This window comes from Staphylococcus sp. EG-SA-17, assembly GCF_017151845.1.
In the GTDB taxonomy this organism is placed as follows: Bacteria; Bacillota; Bacilli; order Staphylococcales; family Staphylococcaceae; genus Staphylococcus; species Staphylococcus aureus.
In genome coordinates this window covers 62,746-78,419 of sequence record NZ_JACVZO010000002.1, presented here as the reverse complement: position 1 = coordinate 78,419, position 15,674 = coordinate 62,746, and the positions used below count along the sequence as shown (strand labels likewise).

At 31.6% G+C, this 15,674-nt stretch carries 13 protein-coding genes and 1 other RNA gene; 3 read left to right on the top strand and 11 right to left on the bottom strand.

Translation table 11 applies throughout. From position 1 onward, the window contains the following. Nucleotides 1–374: 374 nt before the first annotated feature. Together IDG65_RS01525 and IDG65_RS01520 are read right to left on the bottom strand one after the other, a co-directional pair. Nucleotides 375–1,253 carry a 5'-3' exonuclease gene (locus IDG65_RS01525; RefSeq protein WP_001133024.1) on the bottom strand — a complete coding sequence of 293 codons (879 nt, stop codon included), beginning with the start codon at nt 1,251–1,253 and terminating at the stop codon, nt 375–377. Between the two features lie 19 nt (nt 1,254–1,272). Continuing rightward, nucleotides 1,273–4,713, bottom strand: a complete 3,441-nt coding sequence (locus IDG65_RS01520; RefSeq protein WP_000608535.1) for a dynamin family protein — start codon at nt 4,711–4,713, stop codon at nt 1,273–1,275. Between the two features lie 303 nt (nt 4,714–5,016). Between IDG65_RS01520 and IDG65_RS01515 the strand changes: the two genes are divergently transcribed. Beyond that, entirely contained in the window at nt 5,017–6,357 is a 1,341-nt protein-coding gene (locus IDG65_RS01515; protein ID WP_000799007.1) for a PepSY-associated TM helix domain-containing protein, read from the top strand. 208 nt (nt 6,358–6,565) lie between these two features. Here the strand turns inward: IDG65_RS01515 and IDG65_RS01510 are convergent, their stop codons facing one another. The 6 genes from IDG65_RS01510 to IDG65_RS01485 form a co-directional block, all read right to left on the bottom strand. Further along, nucleotides 6,566–6,898 carry a DUF4889 domain-containing protein gene (locus IDG65_RS01510; protein WP_000516801.1) on the bottom strand — a complete coding sequence of 111 codons (333 nt, stop codon included), beginning with the start codon at nt 6,896–6,898 and terminating at the stop codon, nt 6,566–6,568. 83 nt (nt 6,899–6,981) lie between these two features. Further along, nucleotides 6,982–8,127 (bottom strand): THUMP domain-containing class I SAM-dependent RNA methyltransferase, encoded by a 1,146-nt coding sequence (locus tag IDG65_RS01505; protein WP_000487150.1) that lies wholly within the window; start codon nt 8,125–8,127, stop codon nt 6,982–6,984. A 208-nt stretch (nt 8,128–8,335) separates the two neighbouring features. Next, an RNA gene (gene rnpB, locus IDG65_RS01500) (RNase P RNA component class B) lies at nt 8,336–8,715 on the bottom strand. A 62-nt stretch (nt 8,716–8,777) separates the two neighbouring features. Next, nucleotides 8,778–9,122: a cell division regulator GpsB gene (gene gpsB / locus IDG65_RS01495; protein ID WP_001286320.1), complete on the bottom strand. Its 345-nt coding sequence runs from the start codon at nt 9,120–9,122 to the stop codon at nt 8,778–8,780. Between the two features lie 13 nt (nt 9,123–9,135). Next, entirely contained in the window at nt 9,136–9,699 is a 564-nt protein-coding gene (locus tag IDG65_RS01490; RefSeq protein ID WP_000241302.1) for an SLOG family protein, read from the bottom strand. Beyond that, nucleotides 9,692–10,042 carry a YppE family protein gene (locus IDG65_RS01485; RefSeq protein ID WP_001000805.1) on the bottom strand — a complete coding sequence of 117 codons (351 nt, stop codon included), beginning with the start codon at nt 10,040–10,042 and terminating at the stop codon, nt 9,692–9,694. The genes IDG65_RS01490 and IDG65_RS01485 overlap by 8 nt, the downstream gene beginning before the upstream one ends. A gap of 538 nt (nt 10,043–10,580) precedes the next feature. Here IDG65_RS01485 and recU point away from each other — a divergent pair. After that, nucleotides 10,581–11,207, top strand: a complete 627-nt coding sequence (gene recU / locus IDG65_RS01480) for a Holliday junction resolvase RecU (RefSeq protein ID WP_001108885.1) — start codon at nt 10,581–10,583, stop codon at nt 11,205–11,207. After that, on the top strand, nt 11,204–13,387 hold the full coding sequence (locus IDG65_RS01475; RefSeq protein WP_000138345.1) for a transglycosylase domain-containing protein: 2,184 nt from the start codon (nt 11,204–11,206) through the stop codon (nt 13,385–13,387). The genes recU and IDG65_RS01475 overlap by 4 nt, the downstream gene beginning before the upstream one ends. Before the next feature lie 517 nt (nt 13,388–13,904). Here the strand turns inward: IDG65_RS01475 and IDG65_RS01470 are convergent. The 3 genes from IDG65_RS01470 to IDG65_RS01460 are packed head-to-tail and all read right to left on the bottom strand — an operon-like array spanning nt 13,905 to nt 15,586. After that, on the bottom strand, nt 13,905–14,246 hold the full coding sequence (locus IDG65_RS01470; protein ID WP_000182028.1) for a YpoC family protein: 342 nt from the start codon (nt 14,244–14,246) through the stop codon (nt 13,905–13,907). A 4-nt stretch (nt 14,247–14,250) separates the two neighbouring features. After that, a complete protein-coding gene (nth, locus tag IDG65_RS01465; protein WP_000253765.1) occupies nt 14,251–14,910 on the bottom strand; it encodes an endonuclease III in 660 nt (219 codons plus the stop codon). Then, nucleotides 14,900–15,586, bottom strand: a complete 687-nt coding sequence (locus IDG65_RS01460; protein ID WP_000362222.1) for a DnaD domain-containing protein — start codon at nt 15,584–15,586, stop codon at nt 14,900–14,902. Before IDG65_RS01460 ends, nth begins: the two co-directional genes overlap by 11 nt. Between the last annotated feature and the right edge of the window lie 88 nt (nt 15,587–15,674).

Here is a 15,674-nt window from a genome sequence, read left to right as displayed (position 1 = left end):
ATAATTTGTTAATAAATATTTAATATATTATTCTTATTCTTAAATATTATGTGCAATTATACCATTATATTTATTTCTTATACTCCATTTGATTTATAGTTGCATTAATACATTGACTCAAAAACTAAATAATTAAATCTCTTTTTTAAATGAATGAAGTTGTAACTGTACTATTTTGTAGTGCATGGTAATTTATTTGGATGAAATATAATTCTTTAACTCTATTGATTAATCAAATATGTATCTATCAAAATTCGACTTATTTATTCACTTTGACATATCCAAATACGCAAAAAGACTATTTCTACCTTGTATCGATAGAAATAGTCTTTTTATACTTAATTGGTTTAATTTTTCATAAAATCTTATACTTTTTAAAAATGAGATGAAATATATTTTCCTGAAACATGTAATTCATGTTCGTTGCAAATTGATAAAATATGATTAAGCGTTGTTGCAAATGACATTTTCTCAAAAAGCGCTTCACTATCAATTGGTACTTGTGTGTGAATTTCAGCCAGTCGCTTCGATAAATATAGTTCATCTAAATTGTCATTAATCTTATTACGTTGTCCAGCTGATAATGCATCAATGTTTTCAACCACATTTTCAACGCTTTGATATTGCTGAATTAACTTAATAGCCGTTTTCTCACCAATTCCTTTAACACCTGCATATCCATCTGCTGTATCACCCATAAACGCTTTAATATCGATTAGTTGTTGTGGTTCAAGGTCATATTCTTCGTTAAAACGATGTAATGTATATCTATTATAAATGTTAAAACCTTTTTTAATTAGCCAAACTTCAACATTGTCATTAATACATTGCAGTAAATCTTTGTCGCCCGTAATAATATAGACATCGTTATCAGTTGAATATTGTTGTGCTAATGTACCTATAACATCATCCGCTTCATAGTTTTTAACGCCAATATTTACAAAGCCAAATTGCTCTGAAATTTCTTTAACATAATCAAATTGTGGTATCAATTCTTCTGGTGGTGCAGAACGATTTTGCTTATAACCATCAAACATATCATTTCTAAAAGTTGATTGTCCCATATCCCAACATACAGCTACATGTGTAGGGCGTATTTCATGTATTGCCGAAAAGATATGACGCACAAATCCTTGTATTCCATTTGTAGGTACACCTTGTGAATTGTACATAAATTGTTTATGAAGACTTGTAGCGTAGAAATGTCTAAATAATAGCGCCATACCATCTACAAGTAATATTTTATTTGGCATTTAAAACGTTCCTTCTTTCTTAATATAAAATAGTTTTCAGTTGTTGATGTTTATCTTTCAATTGATTGATAAGTGTTGTATCTAAATCAAATGCTAATAAATCGTTTATTTGCGTTTGAATATTAGCTTCAAAACTTTCAAATTGCGATTCAGCTTCTACAGCCATTTGCTTTACATATAATTCAAGCTGTTGCCTCAATAATCCCATTTGTGGTTGTAATAATCCTAACGTACTTTGACAAATTGATTCATGTATATCTCTTTGCCCATTTGGATTCAAAATTTTACGTTTTGTTAATTGTTTAGGCAATGCATTTAGCATATCATTGAAATCGATGTGCAATAATGGTTGCTCTATATTAGCTGATTCAAAGTTAAACTGAGGATTAACAATGACATGTAAATCTGCTAATTGTTGAACGATTGGGGCAATTTGCTCAGTGAGTTGCTTATTAAAGTATTTTTTTATACGTTCTGTAATTAAAGATTGCTCTAAAAACAATCGTTGATGAATTTGATCTAAGTATACTTTCGTAGACACTTTCTTTTCTTCATTAAAATCACTATTTTGCGTCATTTGAGAATTAAACACTGATTTAACATCGTCAAGTAGTTGTAATTTTAAACGTGCATTTAAATGATAAACTTGTTCTTCAACTTCGTTGTCTGTATGTTGTAGCGTCGCATCAATTAATTGATGTTGTAAACGCTGTTTATCTTTATAGTCTGTTAACCTTTGTTGGCGACGTGAAATATCAGCTTTATTTGTTTCGAATTCTGTAATCATCTCTACATAAGAACGATCCATTTGCTGAAGCTGATGAATCATTTGTTGTTCTAAAATTGATTTAGAATCAACATCAACAAATTGTTGTATGCTTTGTTTTAATTGATCAATGCCCTTATCTTCAGCTTGCAATGCATTTCGACTTGATACAGCAAAAATGTCTGATTGTAAGTGTACTTGTCTTAATGCATCTGATACATATGTTTCAACCGCTTCAAGATCATCTTGACTTTCTGCTAAATCAGCAGCATTAATTACCATTTTAAATGCTTGGTTTTCATTCAACTGGTTCATATCTTTCATGTGTTCTATAAACGCCTTGTCATTATCAGTAAATGAATGATTAAAATAACTCACATACAATATTAAGTCTGAAGAAGTTAAAATTTGCTCTGTTTCATTTGTATGCCTTTGGTTATTTGAGTGTAGCCCTAAGGAATCAACAATTATTTTACCTTTTAACCAATCATGCATTAATGCAATGTGTACTGTTTTAACAAATGTTGCATATTCATCTTCTGCACTCCACTTTTTCAATTCTTGTTGATTAATGGCATGTTTTTCTCCGTTTTCCAACATACTGACATACAATTTATAATGTTTTTCAACTGCATGAACAAAAGCGAGTTGATTTTTATTTAAATGTGATTTTAACTTTTCTAAATCTGAATTAATAAAGTCTTCTATAGTTGAAAAAGATATATCTTGGTATTCAACTACTGCATTAATTTCATCTAATAATTGCGATTGTGATTTTAGCGTTATATAACTCTCGTCTCCATAAGATATTTCTGTAGTAGCTGCTGTAGTAGGATTTGGAGAACTGACTAAAATATGCTCGCCTAATAATGCATTTATCAAACTACTTTTACCCGCACTAAATGTTCCAAATACGCCTATTTTTATTAATTTATTATCTATACGTGTTAATGTTTCGTGGATATCCTGCTTTGTACGCTTGAACAAAGGCACATCCGAAATTATATCAAGTGCTTTTTGAATATCTATAGACATATTTGTTGTAGCGGTATTCTGATTTAGCTGTTGATTATCTCGATTACCCTGAGCATTATCAGTAGCCACTTGATATGTTGTCTCTTGTCGATCTACTAATTTATCTAGAGATTCATCTAAATGAATATAGTAGTGACGATAATTCTTAGTCGTCAATGACTGACGCAGCTCATTTAATTCTGTATAACGTTGATATTCTTTTAAATCATCACTTTCTTCTGTTGGTAATTCATCTGCCTGCACATTTTCTATAATTTCTTTAAAAATCGGTGTTGACTGTTGTTCAACGTATTTCTTAATGGCTTTAACCACTTCGTCTGAAAATGTAAGTACATAAGTATTGCTGATTGATGTTTGTGGTTGATATAAAGCTTCAATCATTTCCGACTTAACGTCATAATGCTGATTTAATACTTTATCTGAAGCTTCTTTTTTATTGATAAAACGTGTAACAAATGACATATCTTCTCGCATTGGTTGACGAATTTGTTGATTAACATGTTCTTGTAACGCATCTGTCGCTGTTAATAATCGCTGTTGTTGAATTTGTAGCTTTTTCTTCTTTTTATTAAAAAATCCGCCAACATTAAAGTCTTGAGACATACTTTCCAAATAACTTCGTAACATTTCTCTCATATTATGCGGCATAATGTATGCATTTTCTAAAATATTTTTACGCTTATTCTTTAAAAATGCCATTAATTCATCTGGATTATTTAAAAGTTGTGCCTCTTCACTAATTGCTTGATGCTGTTGACTATTTAAAAATGCTTGTTCAAACTCTGCTTCTTCGATACCCAAATCTTCTAATACTTCCTGAATTTCAGACTGAATATAATCTAGCTGAGCTTCGGTAATATATTCAACCGTTCTTAATGTATAATCCTCTATTGTTTCTCTATGTTGATCTAATGAAACTAGATAAGTTGATAATACTTCAAGTTCATTTTCAGGGTGATCAAATTTAGATACATAAAAGATGCGTTCTAATTTAATGCCCCAATCAGCAATTGATTTTTCAACTCGAGATTTAAACGTAGAGAATGACAATTCATCGTCTTGATGCTTGTCAATTTGATTAATGATAAACACAACAGGTATTCCAACATCATTTATATGCTTCATAAACTTAAAGTTAAGTTCAGATTGAACGTGGTTATAGTCAACCGTATAAAATATCATATTGCTTGTATACATATATTGTTCTGTTATTGACTGATGTGATGCAACATTTGAATCAACACCTGGTGTATCTTGCAACGTAAACCCATTTTCAAATTTAGTTGATTGAAAATTAATTTCTACAGATTCAACGTCGACATTTTGGCGATTCATTTCCCTTACTTCATCATAATTAGATAATTTGGCATACGTTTGATTCGGCAAATTAGCAATAATATCGTGATTGTCTGAAACTGACACGATAGCAGTATTACTTGTCGTTGGTACAGGTGAACTTGGTAAGATATCTTGTTCAATTAATAAATTTATCAGTGTCGATTTACCTGCAGAAAAATGTCCAACGAACGAACATGTATATTGCTGCAAATATACTTTCTTAATTACTTGGTTAATTGTATGTAAAAGTGCTTCATTTCGCGACTTTTCAACTTCTTTTTTTAATTTATATAAAAGATCTAATTGTTCTTTATTAATCATGTTACTTTCCCCTTTGGTTCGTTCACATAGAAATGCTTGCTTGTTAAAACGAATTCATACAATATCGATATCCATTTAAACAAAGATCGTTGAATGGCTCGCATTGTATTATGTTTAAATTTTATCATAGCTGCTTGATAAAACATACGAATAATCAATTTTCTTCAAACATTCCAACTTAAAAGTTCATTTTTCTAAATATCACAAATCATCGTTAAATTTTTCTAGAAAATAAATATTGTCACAGTTTGTTCACACACGTCACAGAATTGACACCGTATAATAGCCAATTGGGAGGGAAATATGAAAAATACATTTAATCCATTACAAAGATTACATTTCTATGCAGCAATATTTATTGCTCCACTGTTAATCACTTTAACCATTTCGGGCATTGGTTACTTGTTCTTTCCAGAAGTTGAAAATAATATTTATAAGAATAAGTTTTTTGGTGACAGTGATGTAAAAACGCATCAAACATTAAATGATGCAGTACATCAAGTTGAACAACAATATGAAGGATTCTTTGTAAGTAAAGTTAGCATACTTGATGAACCATATAACAAACGAATTACACTGAGTGATATGGCAGGAAATCAACGTTACGTCTTTCTAGATCGTAACAATCAATTTGTTGCAGATCAAAATGCGAAACATACGTATTCTAATGTGATGCGAAGTATACATAGTTCTTTGTTTACTGAAAATACTATTATTAATTATTTAGTAGAGTTAACCGCATGTTGGACGATATTCATGATTTTATCTGGTACTTATTTACTCATTAAGAAGCATTTAATTTCTAACAAAAGTAAGGCACTTCGTTGGCAAAAGTGGCACGCAATGATTGGAGTTATCATTGCAATTCCAGTATTTGTATTAGTCATAACTGGATTGCCATGGTCTGGTTTTATGGGTAGTAAAATTGCCGGTATGATGGACACAAACGGTGACCTTGGTCAAGGTGAATTAGCGATTAATCCACCTAAATCAGATTTGAACGAATTACCTTGGGCTACACGTAAAAATAAACAGCCAGCTTCATCCGAAAAAGGTTCAAGTGGTCATCATGGTAATGCAGCAATGCCTCAAACCAAATTAGATTATCAAATATCTATTGATAAGGTCGTTGAACAGGCGCAAAAATCTGGTATTAAAAAGCCGTTTTCAATCGTATATCCAAGTGATAGAAATGGTGCCTTTATTGTATCTAATACTAGTAATTCAGGTGTTACTGGGCTAGATGTATCACCTTACAAGGAACAAACACTTTATTTCGATCAATATAGCGGTAAAAAGTTAGGTACGATTAAATATGATGACTACGGTATTATTGCTAAATGGTTTACATGGGGCATTCCGCTTCACGAAGGTCATTTATTCGGCATTTTAAATAAAATCATTAATTTATTTGTATGTATCGCTTTATTAGTAGCCATTGGCATGGGGTTTGTCTCTTGGATAAAGCGTACAAAAAATACTGCAGTAAAAGTACCACATCGCGTAAAAAAACCAGCATCTATATCACTCATAATATGTTTAATTGTATTAGGATTATTAATGCCATTATTTGGATTATCACTTATCCTTGTATTTATAATTGAATTAATATTATATATTAAAGATCGTCGTGCTAAACAATAATGCACTTAAAGTTTTGAACTGACGAAATTTACAAAATGATTCTCGACACTATAATTACTTAAAACGGGTTCTATAATAAATCGTACTGATGAAAAAGTTTTTTACTTTTCCATCAGTACGATTTTTTGAATTTGAAGATAAAAAAGCATCTAAAACGCATAAGAAGATAACTCTACTTCTTCCAAATTACGTTATAGATGCTTTTTTATTAATTCATATGCATGTCGTGAATTTTCATCATTAAACCGTGTGGGACGTCATCATGTTTAACAATCTCTTGTTTATAAAATGTCTTCCCACCATCTTTAGAAACTAATTTTACAAAGTCTCCTTTTTTCGGCTTGAAATCATTAGATGGTTCTACTTTGATATTATGTTTGACTAATCCATCTTTTTCACTGACAACTTTTTCTGCATTTGTATTACTATTCATATAACCAAAATAAGTCGTTTTTTGACTAGAAAAAATCATTAAACATACAACGGCAATACCAATAACAACCAATGCTATAGATAAACCTAGACCCATTTTTTTACCCATTTATAGACTCCTCCATTTTTCAAAAATACCTATTATCATGAGAACATAATTATTACTAATTTTAGTCACGCATTATAAACACTTTAGTTTTCGATAGTTTTACGTTCTGTCTTTTTACCCCAGTATTGATAATAAGTACATTCTATATATCCATTAAATAACTTACGTCGCTTCGTTGCTTTACGATCTACTAAATATTCAAATTCTTTATTACTTGTTAAAATGTATGTAGATAAAAATGGATGTTGTTTCATTAGTTTACCAATATAACGGTACATTTCTTCAACTTCTTCACGATCACCAATACGTTCACCATATGGAGGATTTCCAATTAACGCCACCGGTTCTTCTGTATCAATTGTTAATGTATTGACATCTTTTACACTAAATTTAATAATATCAGACAACCCAACTTCTTCAGCATTACGCTTAGCAATCTCTACCATTTCTGGATCAATATCAGAAGCATATACTTCGATTTCCTTATCATAATCAGCCATCTTATCCGCTTCATCACGGTAATCATCATAAATATTTGCTGGCATGATGTTCCATTGCTCTGATACGAATTCGCGATTAAAACCAGGTGCGATATTTTGAGCAATTAAACAAGCTTCTATAGCTATAGTACCTGAACCGCAAAATGGATCAATTAAAGGTGTATCACCTTTCCAGTTTGCGAGACGGATTAAACTTGCTGCCAACGTTTCTTTAATTGGTGCTTCACCTTGTGCTAATCTATATCCACGTCTGTTCAAACCAGAACCTGATGTGTCGATGGTCAATAATACATTATCTTTTAAAATGGCAACTTCAACAGGGTATTTGGCACCTGATTCATTTAACCAACCCTTTTCGTTATATGCACGACGTAATCGTTCAACAATAGCTTTCTTAGTTATCGCCTGACAATCTGGCACACTATGTAGTGTTGATTTAACGCTTCTACCTTGAACTGGGAAGTTACCTTCTTTATCAATAATAGATTCCCAAGGGAGCGCTTTGGTTTGTTCGAATAATTCGTCAAACGTTGTTGCGTTAAAACGTCCAACAACAATTTTGATTCGGTCTGCTGTGCGCAACCATAAATTTGCCTTTACAATTGCACTTGCGTCTCCTTCAAAAAATATACGACCATTTTCAACATTTGTTTCATAGCCTAATTCTTGAATTTCCCTAGCAACAACAGCTTCTAATCCCATCGGACAAACTGCAAGTAATTGAAACATATATGATTCTCCTTTTATACAGGTATTTTATTCTTAGCTTGTGTTTTTTATACATTTCCAACAAATTTAATCGCTGATACATTAACGCATTCGCTTATTATTTTAAAACAAGGCAGTGTCATTATATCAAGACAAGGCGTTAATTTTAAGTGTTCTTTTCATGAAAAAAGCTCTCCATCATCTAGGAGAGCTAAACTAGTAGTGATATTTCTATAAGCCATGTTCTGTTCCATCGTACTCATCACGTGCACTAGTCACACTGGTACTCAGGTGATAACCATCTGTCTACACCACTTCATTTCGCGAAGTGTGTCTCGTTTATACGTTGAATTCCGTTAAACAAGTGCTCCTACCAAATTTGGATTGCTCACTCGAGGGGTTTACCGCGTTCCACCTTTTATATTTCTATAAAAGCTACGTCACTGTGGCACTTTCAAATTACTCTATCCATATCGAAAGACTTAGGATATTTCATTGCCGTCAAATTAATGCCTTGATTTATTGTTTCATCAAGCACGAACACTACAATCATCTCAGACTGTGTGAGCATGGACTTTCCTCTATATAATATAGCGATTACCCAAAATATCACTTTTAAAATTATAACATAGTCATTATTAGTAAGACAGTTAAACTTTTATATTTAGTAATTATTTACCAAATACAGCTTTTTCTAAGTTTGAAATACGTTTTAAAATATCTACATTATTTGAAGATGTATTTGTTGTTGTATTATTCGAAGAAAAACTTTTATTGTCCTGAGGTCTAGATGTTGCTACACGTAGTCTTAATTCTTCTAATTCTTTTTTAAGTTTATGATTCTCTTCTGATAATTTTACAACTTCATTATTCATATCGGCCATTTTTTGATAATCAGCAATAATGTCATCTAAAAATGCATCTACTTCTTCTCTTCTATAGCCACGAGCCATCGTTTTTTCAAAATCTTTTTCATAAATATCTTTTGCTGATAATTTCAATGAAACATCTGACATTTTTTCCACCTCATTAGAAACTTTGATCTTCAGACCACTGTAAGTCATTGATGAATGCTGTTAATTCATCGAACGTCACAATATCACAAGTATAGTTTGTTTTATCCATAAAATCAACTAACATCTGCTTGAAGAACTTAGGACTCGCCTCTTGTTCCTCATCATAAATGAGCAATGTTTGGTCCGAATGTTCAAGCATAAATTGATCTGCTTGTTTAAATTGAAAAGGACCTTGATACGGCGTATGAAAAATACTATCAACATAATCTGCATGCTTAATTATGTTGGCATACTTACTTTGATTATGTTCATTCCACTTTTCTGTATGTCCTTGGAACGGTGTAATTACAGCAAACTTTAACGAATCATATGTTCGTTGTAATTCAATAACAACTTCTGCAGTCCATAATTCTATACCCATTTGCCCTTGTATTAACACCCATTCTAATCCTTCATCCAACAGTTGTTCAATTTTATGTTTTATAAATTGTTTTAAATAATGTACTTCAGGTGCGTCATCTTTAAAAATGTTTAATTCGAATGATTTGTAACCTGTTACATAAACTGTTTTAACCATGAGTACCCTCTTTTGTTACGCCATCTAATATATTTTGTAAATCATATTGAACACTTTTAAGCTTTTCAATAAATAACTTTCGACTTGTTCGCTTAAAATGACATTCGACAGAAAGTTGTTCAATGTTAGCAATCAGTAGCTCAAATTTCCTTGAATTCATATAAGGTACTTCTATAATAAATTCACGATGTAATTTGATCTCATTGAGCATGCTATCAATATGTTCAGTATATGGCTTTACAGTTTGGTAAAAATCATGATCTTGTTGTTGTGATTTCACATTTTCAAAATTTTGTTGCATGTTGTTAACTTCATAAATTAGTGATTCGACTACATCATTCATGAGGACGCCTCCTACATTTTTTAATTTATCACAATATACTGTATTCGTCATGTTTTAACACTCTATATAATTTGATTTAACTATTTTTTAAATGTGTTATCTGTTAAATCAAGTAAATCTAAAAACTTCCTATATAAATACAAAATTTTATCGTGTATGTTGTTATACGATGAAAATACTTATAATCTAATAAAATCATTTAAATCAAATACACCCCTGCTGATTAACAACACATACTTGTACTTGCCTCAAAAATAATAATTACTGATCATGATTCGACTTTTATAACAAAATTCAAAAATATTGTAATGAGTATTCATTTTTATAAGCAAAACTTTTCAATTAATTAAAATTGTGTGTAAAATTCCAACATTAACGGTAAATGTATTATAATATTATTGTGTTAATGCTGAAATCACGTTAAAATAAGCTTTGGTGTATTGTGTCTTTCGCATTTATACTAATTTAAGTTTGGTGTTTCACTATAATGTTGTGTATAATAAACAACGTTTACTACCAAACTTGTGTGGTGAAATTTATGAATTATCCAAATGGTAAACCATATCGTAAAAATAGTGCTATAGACGGAGGGAAAAAGACCGCTGCCTTTAGTAATATTGAGTATGGTGGACGTGGTATGTCACTTGAAAAAGATATCGAACATTCAAATGCGTTTTATCTTAAAAGCGACATTGCAGTTATTCACAAAAAGCCTACGCCGGTACAAATAGTTAATGTCAACTATCCCAAACGGAGTAAAGCTGTGATTAACGAAGCTTATTTTCGTACACCTTCAACAACTGATTACAACGGCGTTTATCAAGGTTATTATATTGATTTTGAAGCAAAGGAAACTAAAAACAAGACGTCCTTTCCTTTAAATAATATTCATGATCATCAAGTCGAACATATGAAAAATGCATATCAACAAAAAGGTATTGTGTTTTTAATGATTCGTTTTAAAACGCTAGATGAAGTTTATCTTTTACCCTATTCAAAATTCGAAATATTTTGGAAGAGATATAAAGATAATATTAAAAAGTCTATAACAGTTGATGAAATACGAAAAAATGGTTACCATATTCCTTATCAGTATCAACCAAGATTAGACTATCTAAAAGCAGTTGATAAGTTGATATTAGATGAAAGTGAGGACCGCGTATGACGGAAAACAAAGGATCTTCTCAGCCTAAGAAAAATGGTAATAATGGTGGGAAATCCAACTCAAAAAAGAATAGAAATGTGAAGAGAACGATTATTAAGATTATTGGCTTCATGATTATTGCATTTTTCGTTGTTCTTTTACTAGGTATCTTATTGTTTGCTTATTATGCTTGGAAAGCACCTGCTTTTACCGAAGCTAAATTACAAGATCCGATTCCTGCAAAGATATATGACAAGAACGGAGAACTTGTTAAAACATTAGATAATGGCCAAAGACATGAGCATGTAAATTTAAAAGACGTGCCGAAATCAATGAAAGACGCAGTACTTGCAACTGAAGACAATCGTTTCTACGAACACGGCGCACTTGATTATAAACGTTTATTCGGTGCAATTGGTAAGAACTTGACTGGTGGATTTGGTTCTGAAGGTGCCTCAACATTAACACAACAAGTTGTTAAAGATGCATTTTTATCACAACATAAATCTATTGGACGTAAAGCTCAAGAAGCATACTTATCATATCGTTTAGAACAAGAGTATAGTAAAGATGATATCTTCCAAGTATATCTAAACAAAATTTACTACTCTGATGGCGTAACAGGTATTAAAGCTGCTGCTAAGTATTACTTTAATAAAGATTTAAAAGATTTAAACTTAGCGGAAGAAGCTTATTTAGCCGGTTTACCTCAGGTTCCAAACAACTATAATATTTATGATCATCCAAAAGCTGCTGAAGATCGTAAAAACACTGTTTTATACTTAATGCATTATCATAAACGCATTACAGATAAACAGTGGGAAGATGCTAAGAAAATCGATTTAAAAGCGAACTTAGTAAATCGTACTGCTGAAGAACGTCAAAACATTGATACAAATCAAGATTCTGAGTATAATTCATACGTTAACTTTGTAAAATCTGAATTAATGAATAATAAAGCATTCAAAGATGAAAATTTAGGTAATGTATTACAAAGTGGTATTAAAATTTATACAAACATGGATAAAGATGTTCAAAAAACATTACAAAATGATGTTGATAATGGTAGCTTCTACAAGAATAAAGACCAACAAGTTGGTGCAACGATTCTTGATAGTAAAACTGGTGGTTTAGTTGCTATATCTGGTGGACGTGATTTCAAAGACGTCGTTAACAGAAACCAAGCAACAGATCCACACCCTACTGGTTCATCTTTAAAACCTTTCTTAGCGTATGGACCTGCCATTGAAAATATGAAATGGGCAACAAACCATGCGATTCAAGATGAATCTTCATATCAAGTTGATGGCTCTACATTTAGAAACTACGATGTGAAGAGTCACGGTACTGTATCAATTTATGATGCTTTACGACAAAGTTTCAATATCCCAGCTTTAAAAGCTTGGCAATCAGTTAAGCAAAATGCTGGTAATGATGCACCTAAGAAATTCGCTGCCAAACTTGGCTTAAACTACGAAGGCGATATTGGTCCATCTGAAGTACTTGGTGGTTCTGCTTCAGAATTCTCACCAACACAATTAGCATCAGCATTTGCTGCAATCGCTAACGGTGGTACTTATAACAACGCGCATTCAATTCAAAAAGTAGTTACTCGTGATGGTGAAACAATCGAATACGATCATACTAGCCATAAAGCGATGAGTGATTACACTGCATACATGTTAGCTGAGATGCTAAAAGGTACATTTAAACCATATGGTTCTGCATATGGCCATGGTGTATCTGGAGTAAATATGGGTGCTAAGACAGGTACTGGTACTTACGGTGCTGAAACTTATTCACAATATAATTTACCTGATAATGCAGCGAAAGACGTGTGGATTAACGGCTTTACACCTCAATACACTATGTCAGTGTGGATGGGCTTCAGCAAAGTTAAACAATATGGTGAAAACTCATTTGTGGGACATAGCCAACAAGAATATCCACAGTTCTTATATGAAAATGTGATGTCAAAAATTTCATCTAGAGATGGCGAAGACTTTAAACGTCCTAGCTCAGTAAGTGGTAGTATCCCATCAATCAATGTTTCTGGTAGTCAAGATAACAACACTACAAATCGTAGTGCACACGGTGGTAGTGACACATCAGCAAACAGCAGTGGTACTGCACAATCAAATAACAATACTAGATCTCAACAATCTAGAAACAGCGGTGGATTAACAGGTATATTCAACTAATCCACTCAACATAAAATCCTCAGTTATACCATATTTATGGTGTAGCTGAGGATTTTTTTATAAGTATTCATACGCTATTGCTATATTAGTAGAAACCGTAAAATCAGACATTCACATACATTTTGAAACATCTAAATAGTCTTTCATATTCACATCTTTAGCTATGTAAAATTATTGAATTTCAATAAGTGGTTGTTCCCATTTTTAAAATTATGATTATATTTTCTCATAATCATCTTAGACGTTATTTTAAATTGATATGTTTATCAATTCCCTGAGTACGTTAATCAGTGAAATATCAACATGTTTGCAACATATTTTCACAATCATAGATATAAGAAATCCACCTACGATTCGAAATAGATATCTTAAAGCATACCTCAAGATATCCATTATGATGTAGATGGACAGTTTTTATATTAAGACGTTGTAATGACACGACATCTAACATAAATACAAATATGTGTGCATGAATTAGTCTTATATCTTTTTAACATTAGAAAATGATCAAACTTGTCTATACCTGCTTATTCTTTAACCTTGTTTGATAACTAGCATTCATTTTAATCAATTCAGTTTTAAAGGTCTTCATTTGTCGATAGCCCATAAAATGATATTTACGTTCAATCATATAATCATATCTTTCTTTAAAATTCATTGGCACAACAGGATATTGATTTAAATTATCAAAATCAATATTGCCAGTGATGTCATTAACCTGCTTAAAATAATCAATAATTTTACTATGGTATTCATCCAAGTAAGGTTTTGCTTCACTAGAACCTAATGTCTTATTTTTGGCAAATACATCAATCTCTTGTTCTAAATTATCAAATACCTCTTTTGTAATATTTGTCATATTATCACGCTTCTTTCAAACTAGCTTTATAACGTTTTTGTCCTTCTCTACAATCTTCTAATAGTGGACAAATATCGCATTTAGGTTTTCGGGCTAAACAGTGGTATCTTCCAAAGAAAATGAGTTGATGATGGCTCCTATTCCATCTATCTCTAGGTATGACAGAACATAAACGGTCTTCTACCTGTCTCACATTATCTTTCCAACGATTAATACCTAAGCGTTTAGAAACACGTTCTACATGCGTATCAACAGCTAACGAAGGTTCATCAAATGCTACACTCATGACTACATTAGCAGTTTTACGTCCTACACCTGCTAAACTTTCTAATTCCTTATGTGTTTGTGGTATTTCTCCATTAAATTGATCAATCAAAGATTGACAAAGTTTCTTAATATTCTTAGCTTTGTTACGATACAGACCGATAGAACGAATATCATTCATAAGTTCTTCATCACTGACTGCCAAATAATCTTCAGGCGTTTTGTATTTTTTAAACAGCTCAGTTGTTACTCTATTTACTAGAACGTCTGTACATTGCGCTGACAATAATACAGCAATAGTTAATTCGAACGGATTATCATGTTTTAATTCACATTCTGCATCCGGAAACATATTTGCTATAACATCAATCATTTCTAATGCTTTTTTCTTACTTACCATCAAGGTTCTCCCCGTTTAACCAATCAAATTTAGGTACCGTTTTAACTGTGTGCGTCATTTTCGGTTTATTGAATTTTTCTCTTATTTTTCTAGAATCGTCAATTGTTTTAACATTGTTTTTCTTCCAATTAAGTAAAATACGATCCATATATTTAAAGCTAAGTTTATTCAAACTATTCGCCTCGTCTAATGCCGCTTGTATAATTGCAGTATCGTGTTTATCAACATCAATCCATTGATTTAACGTTTCTATTTCATATGGAGATAACGGCCTTGCAAATGTATCCTCTAAAACTCTAAATAATTGTTTAAATTTTTCTTTACTATTTTGCTCTTTCGTTTCCATACTTTGTTGCTTCAATATATGACTTAATTTTTCGAAAAAAGGATCTAGATTCATATATTCGGTAAATCTACCTTCTTCATCTTTTTGAACTTGTAATTCTAGCAATTCACGTTGTATCAAATTTTGAATAACCATTGTAATATCACGTGGTTGCATAGTTGAGCCCTTCTGAAGTAATTCAATTGAAGGCTGTTTATTTGATGTTTCGGAAGCATAAATCAATTTAAGCAAAATGACTAAATCTTGCTCATCTAAACCTAAGTCACTGTAATGGTCTAATAATTCTCTTCGTATCACTACAGGTCTTGCTTTTAATTGATATTTATCCATGTTCGTGCCCCCTTTTAAATTTAACCATTACTTAATAGTATAAATCATTTTCTTTAATTTTCGACTAAAATGCTTAATATATTTAACT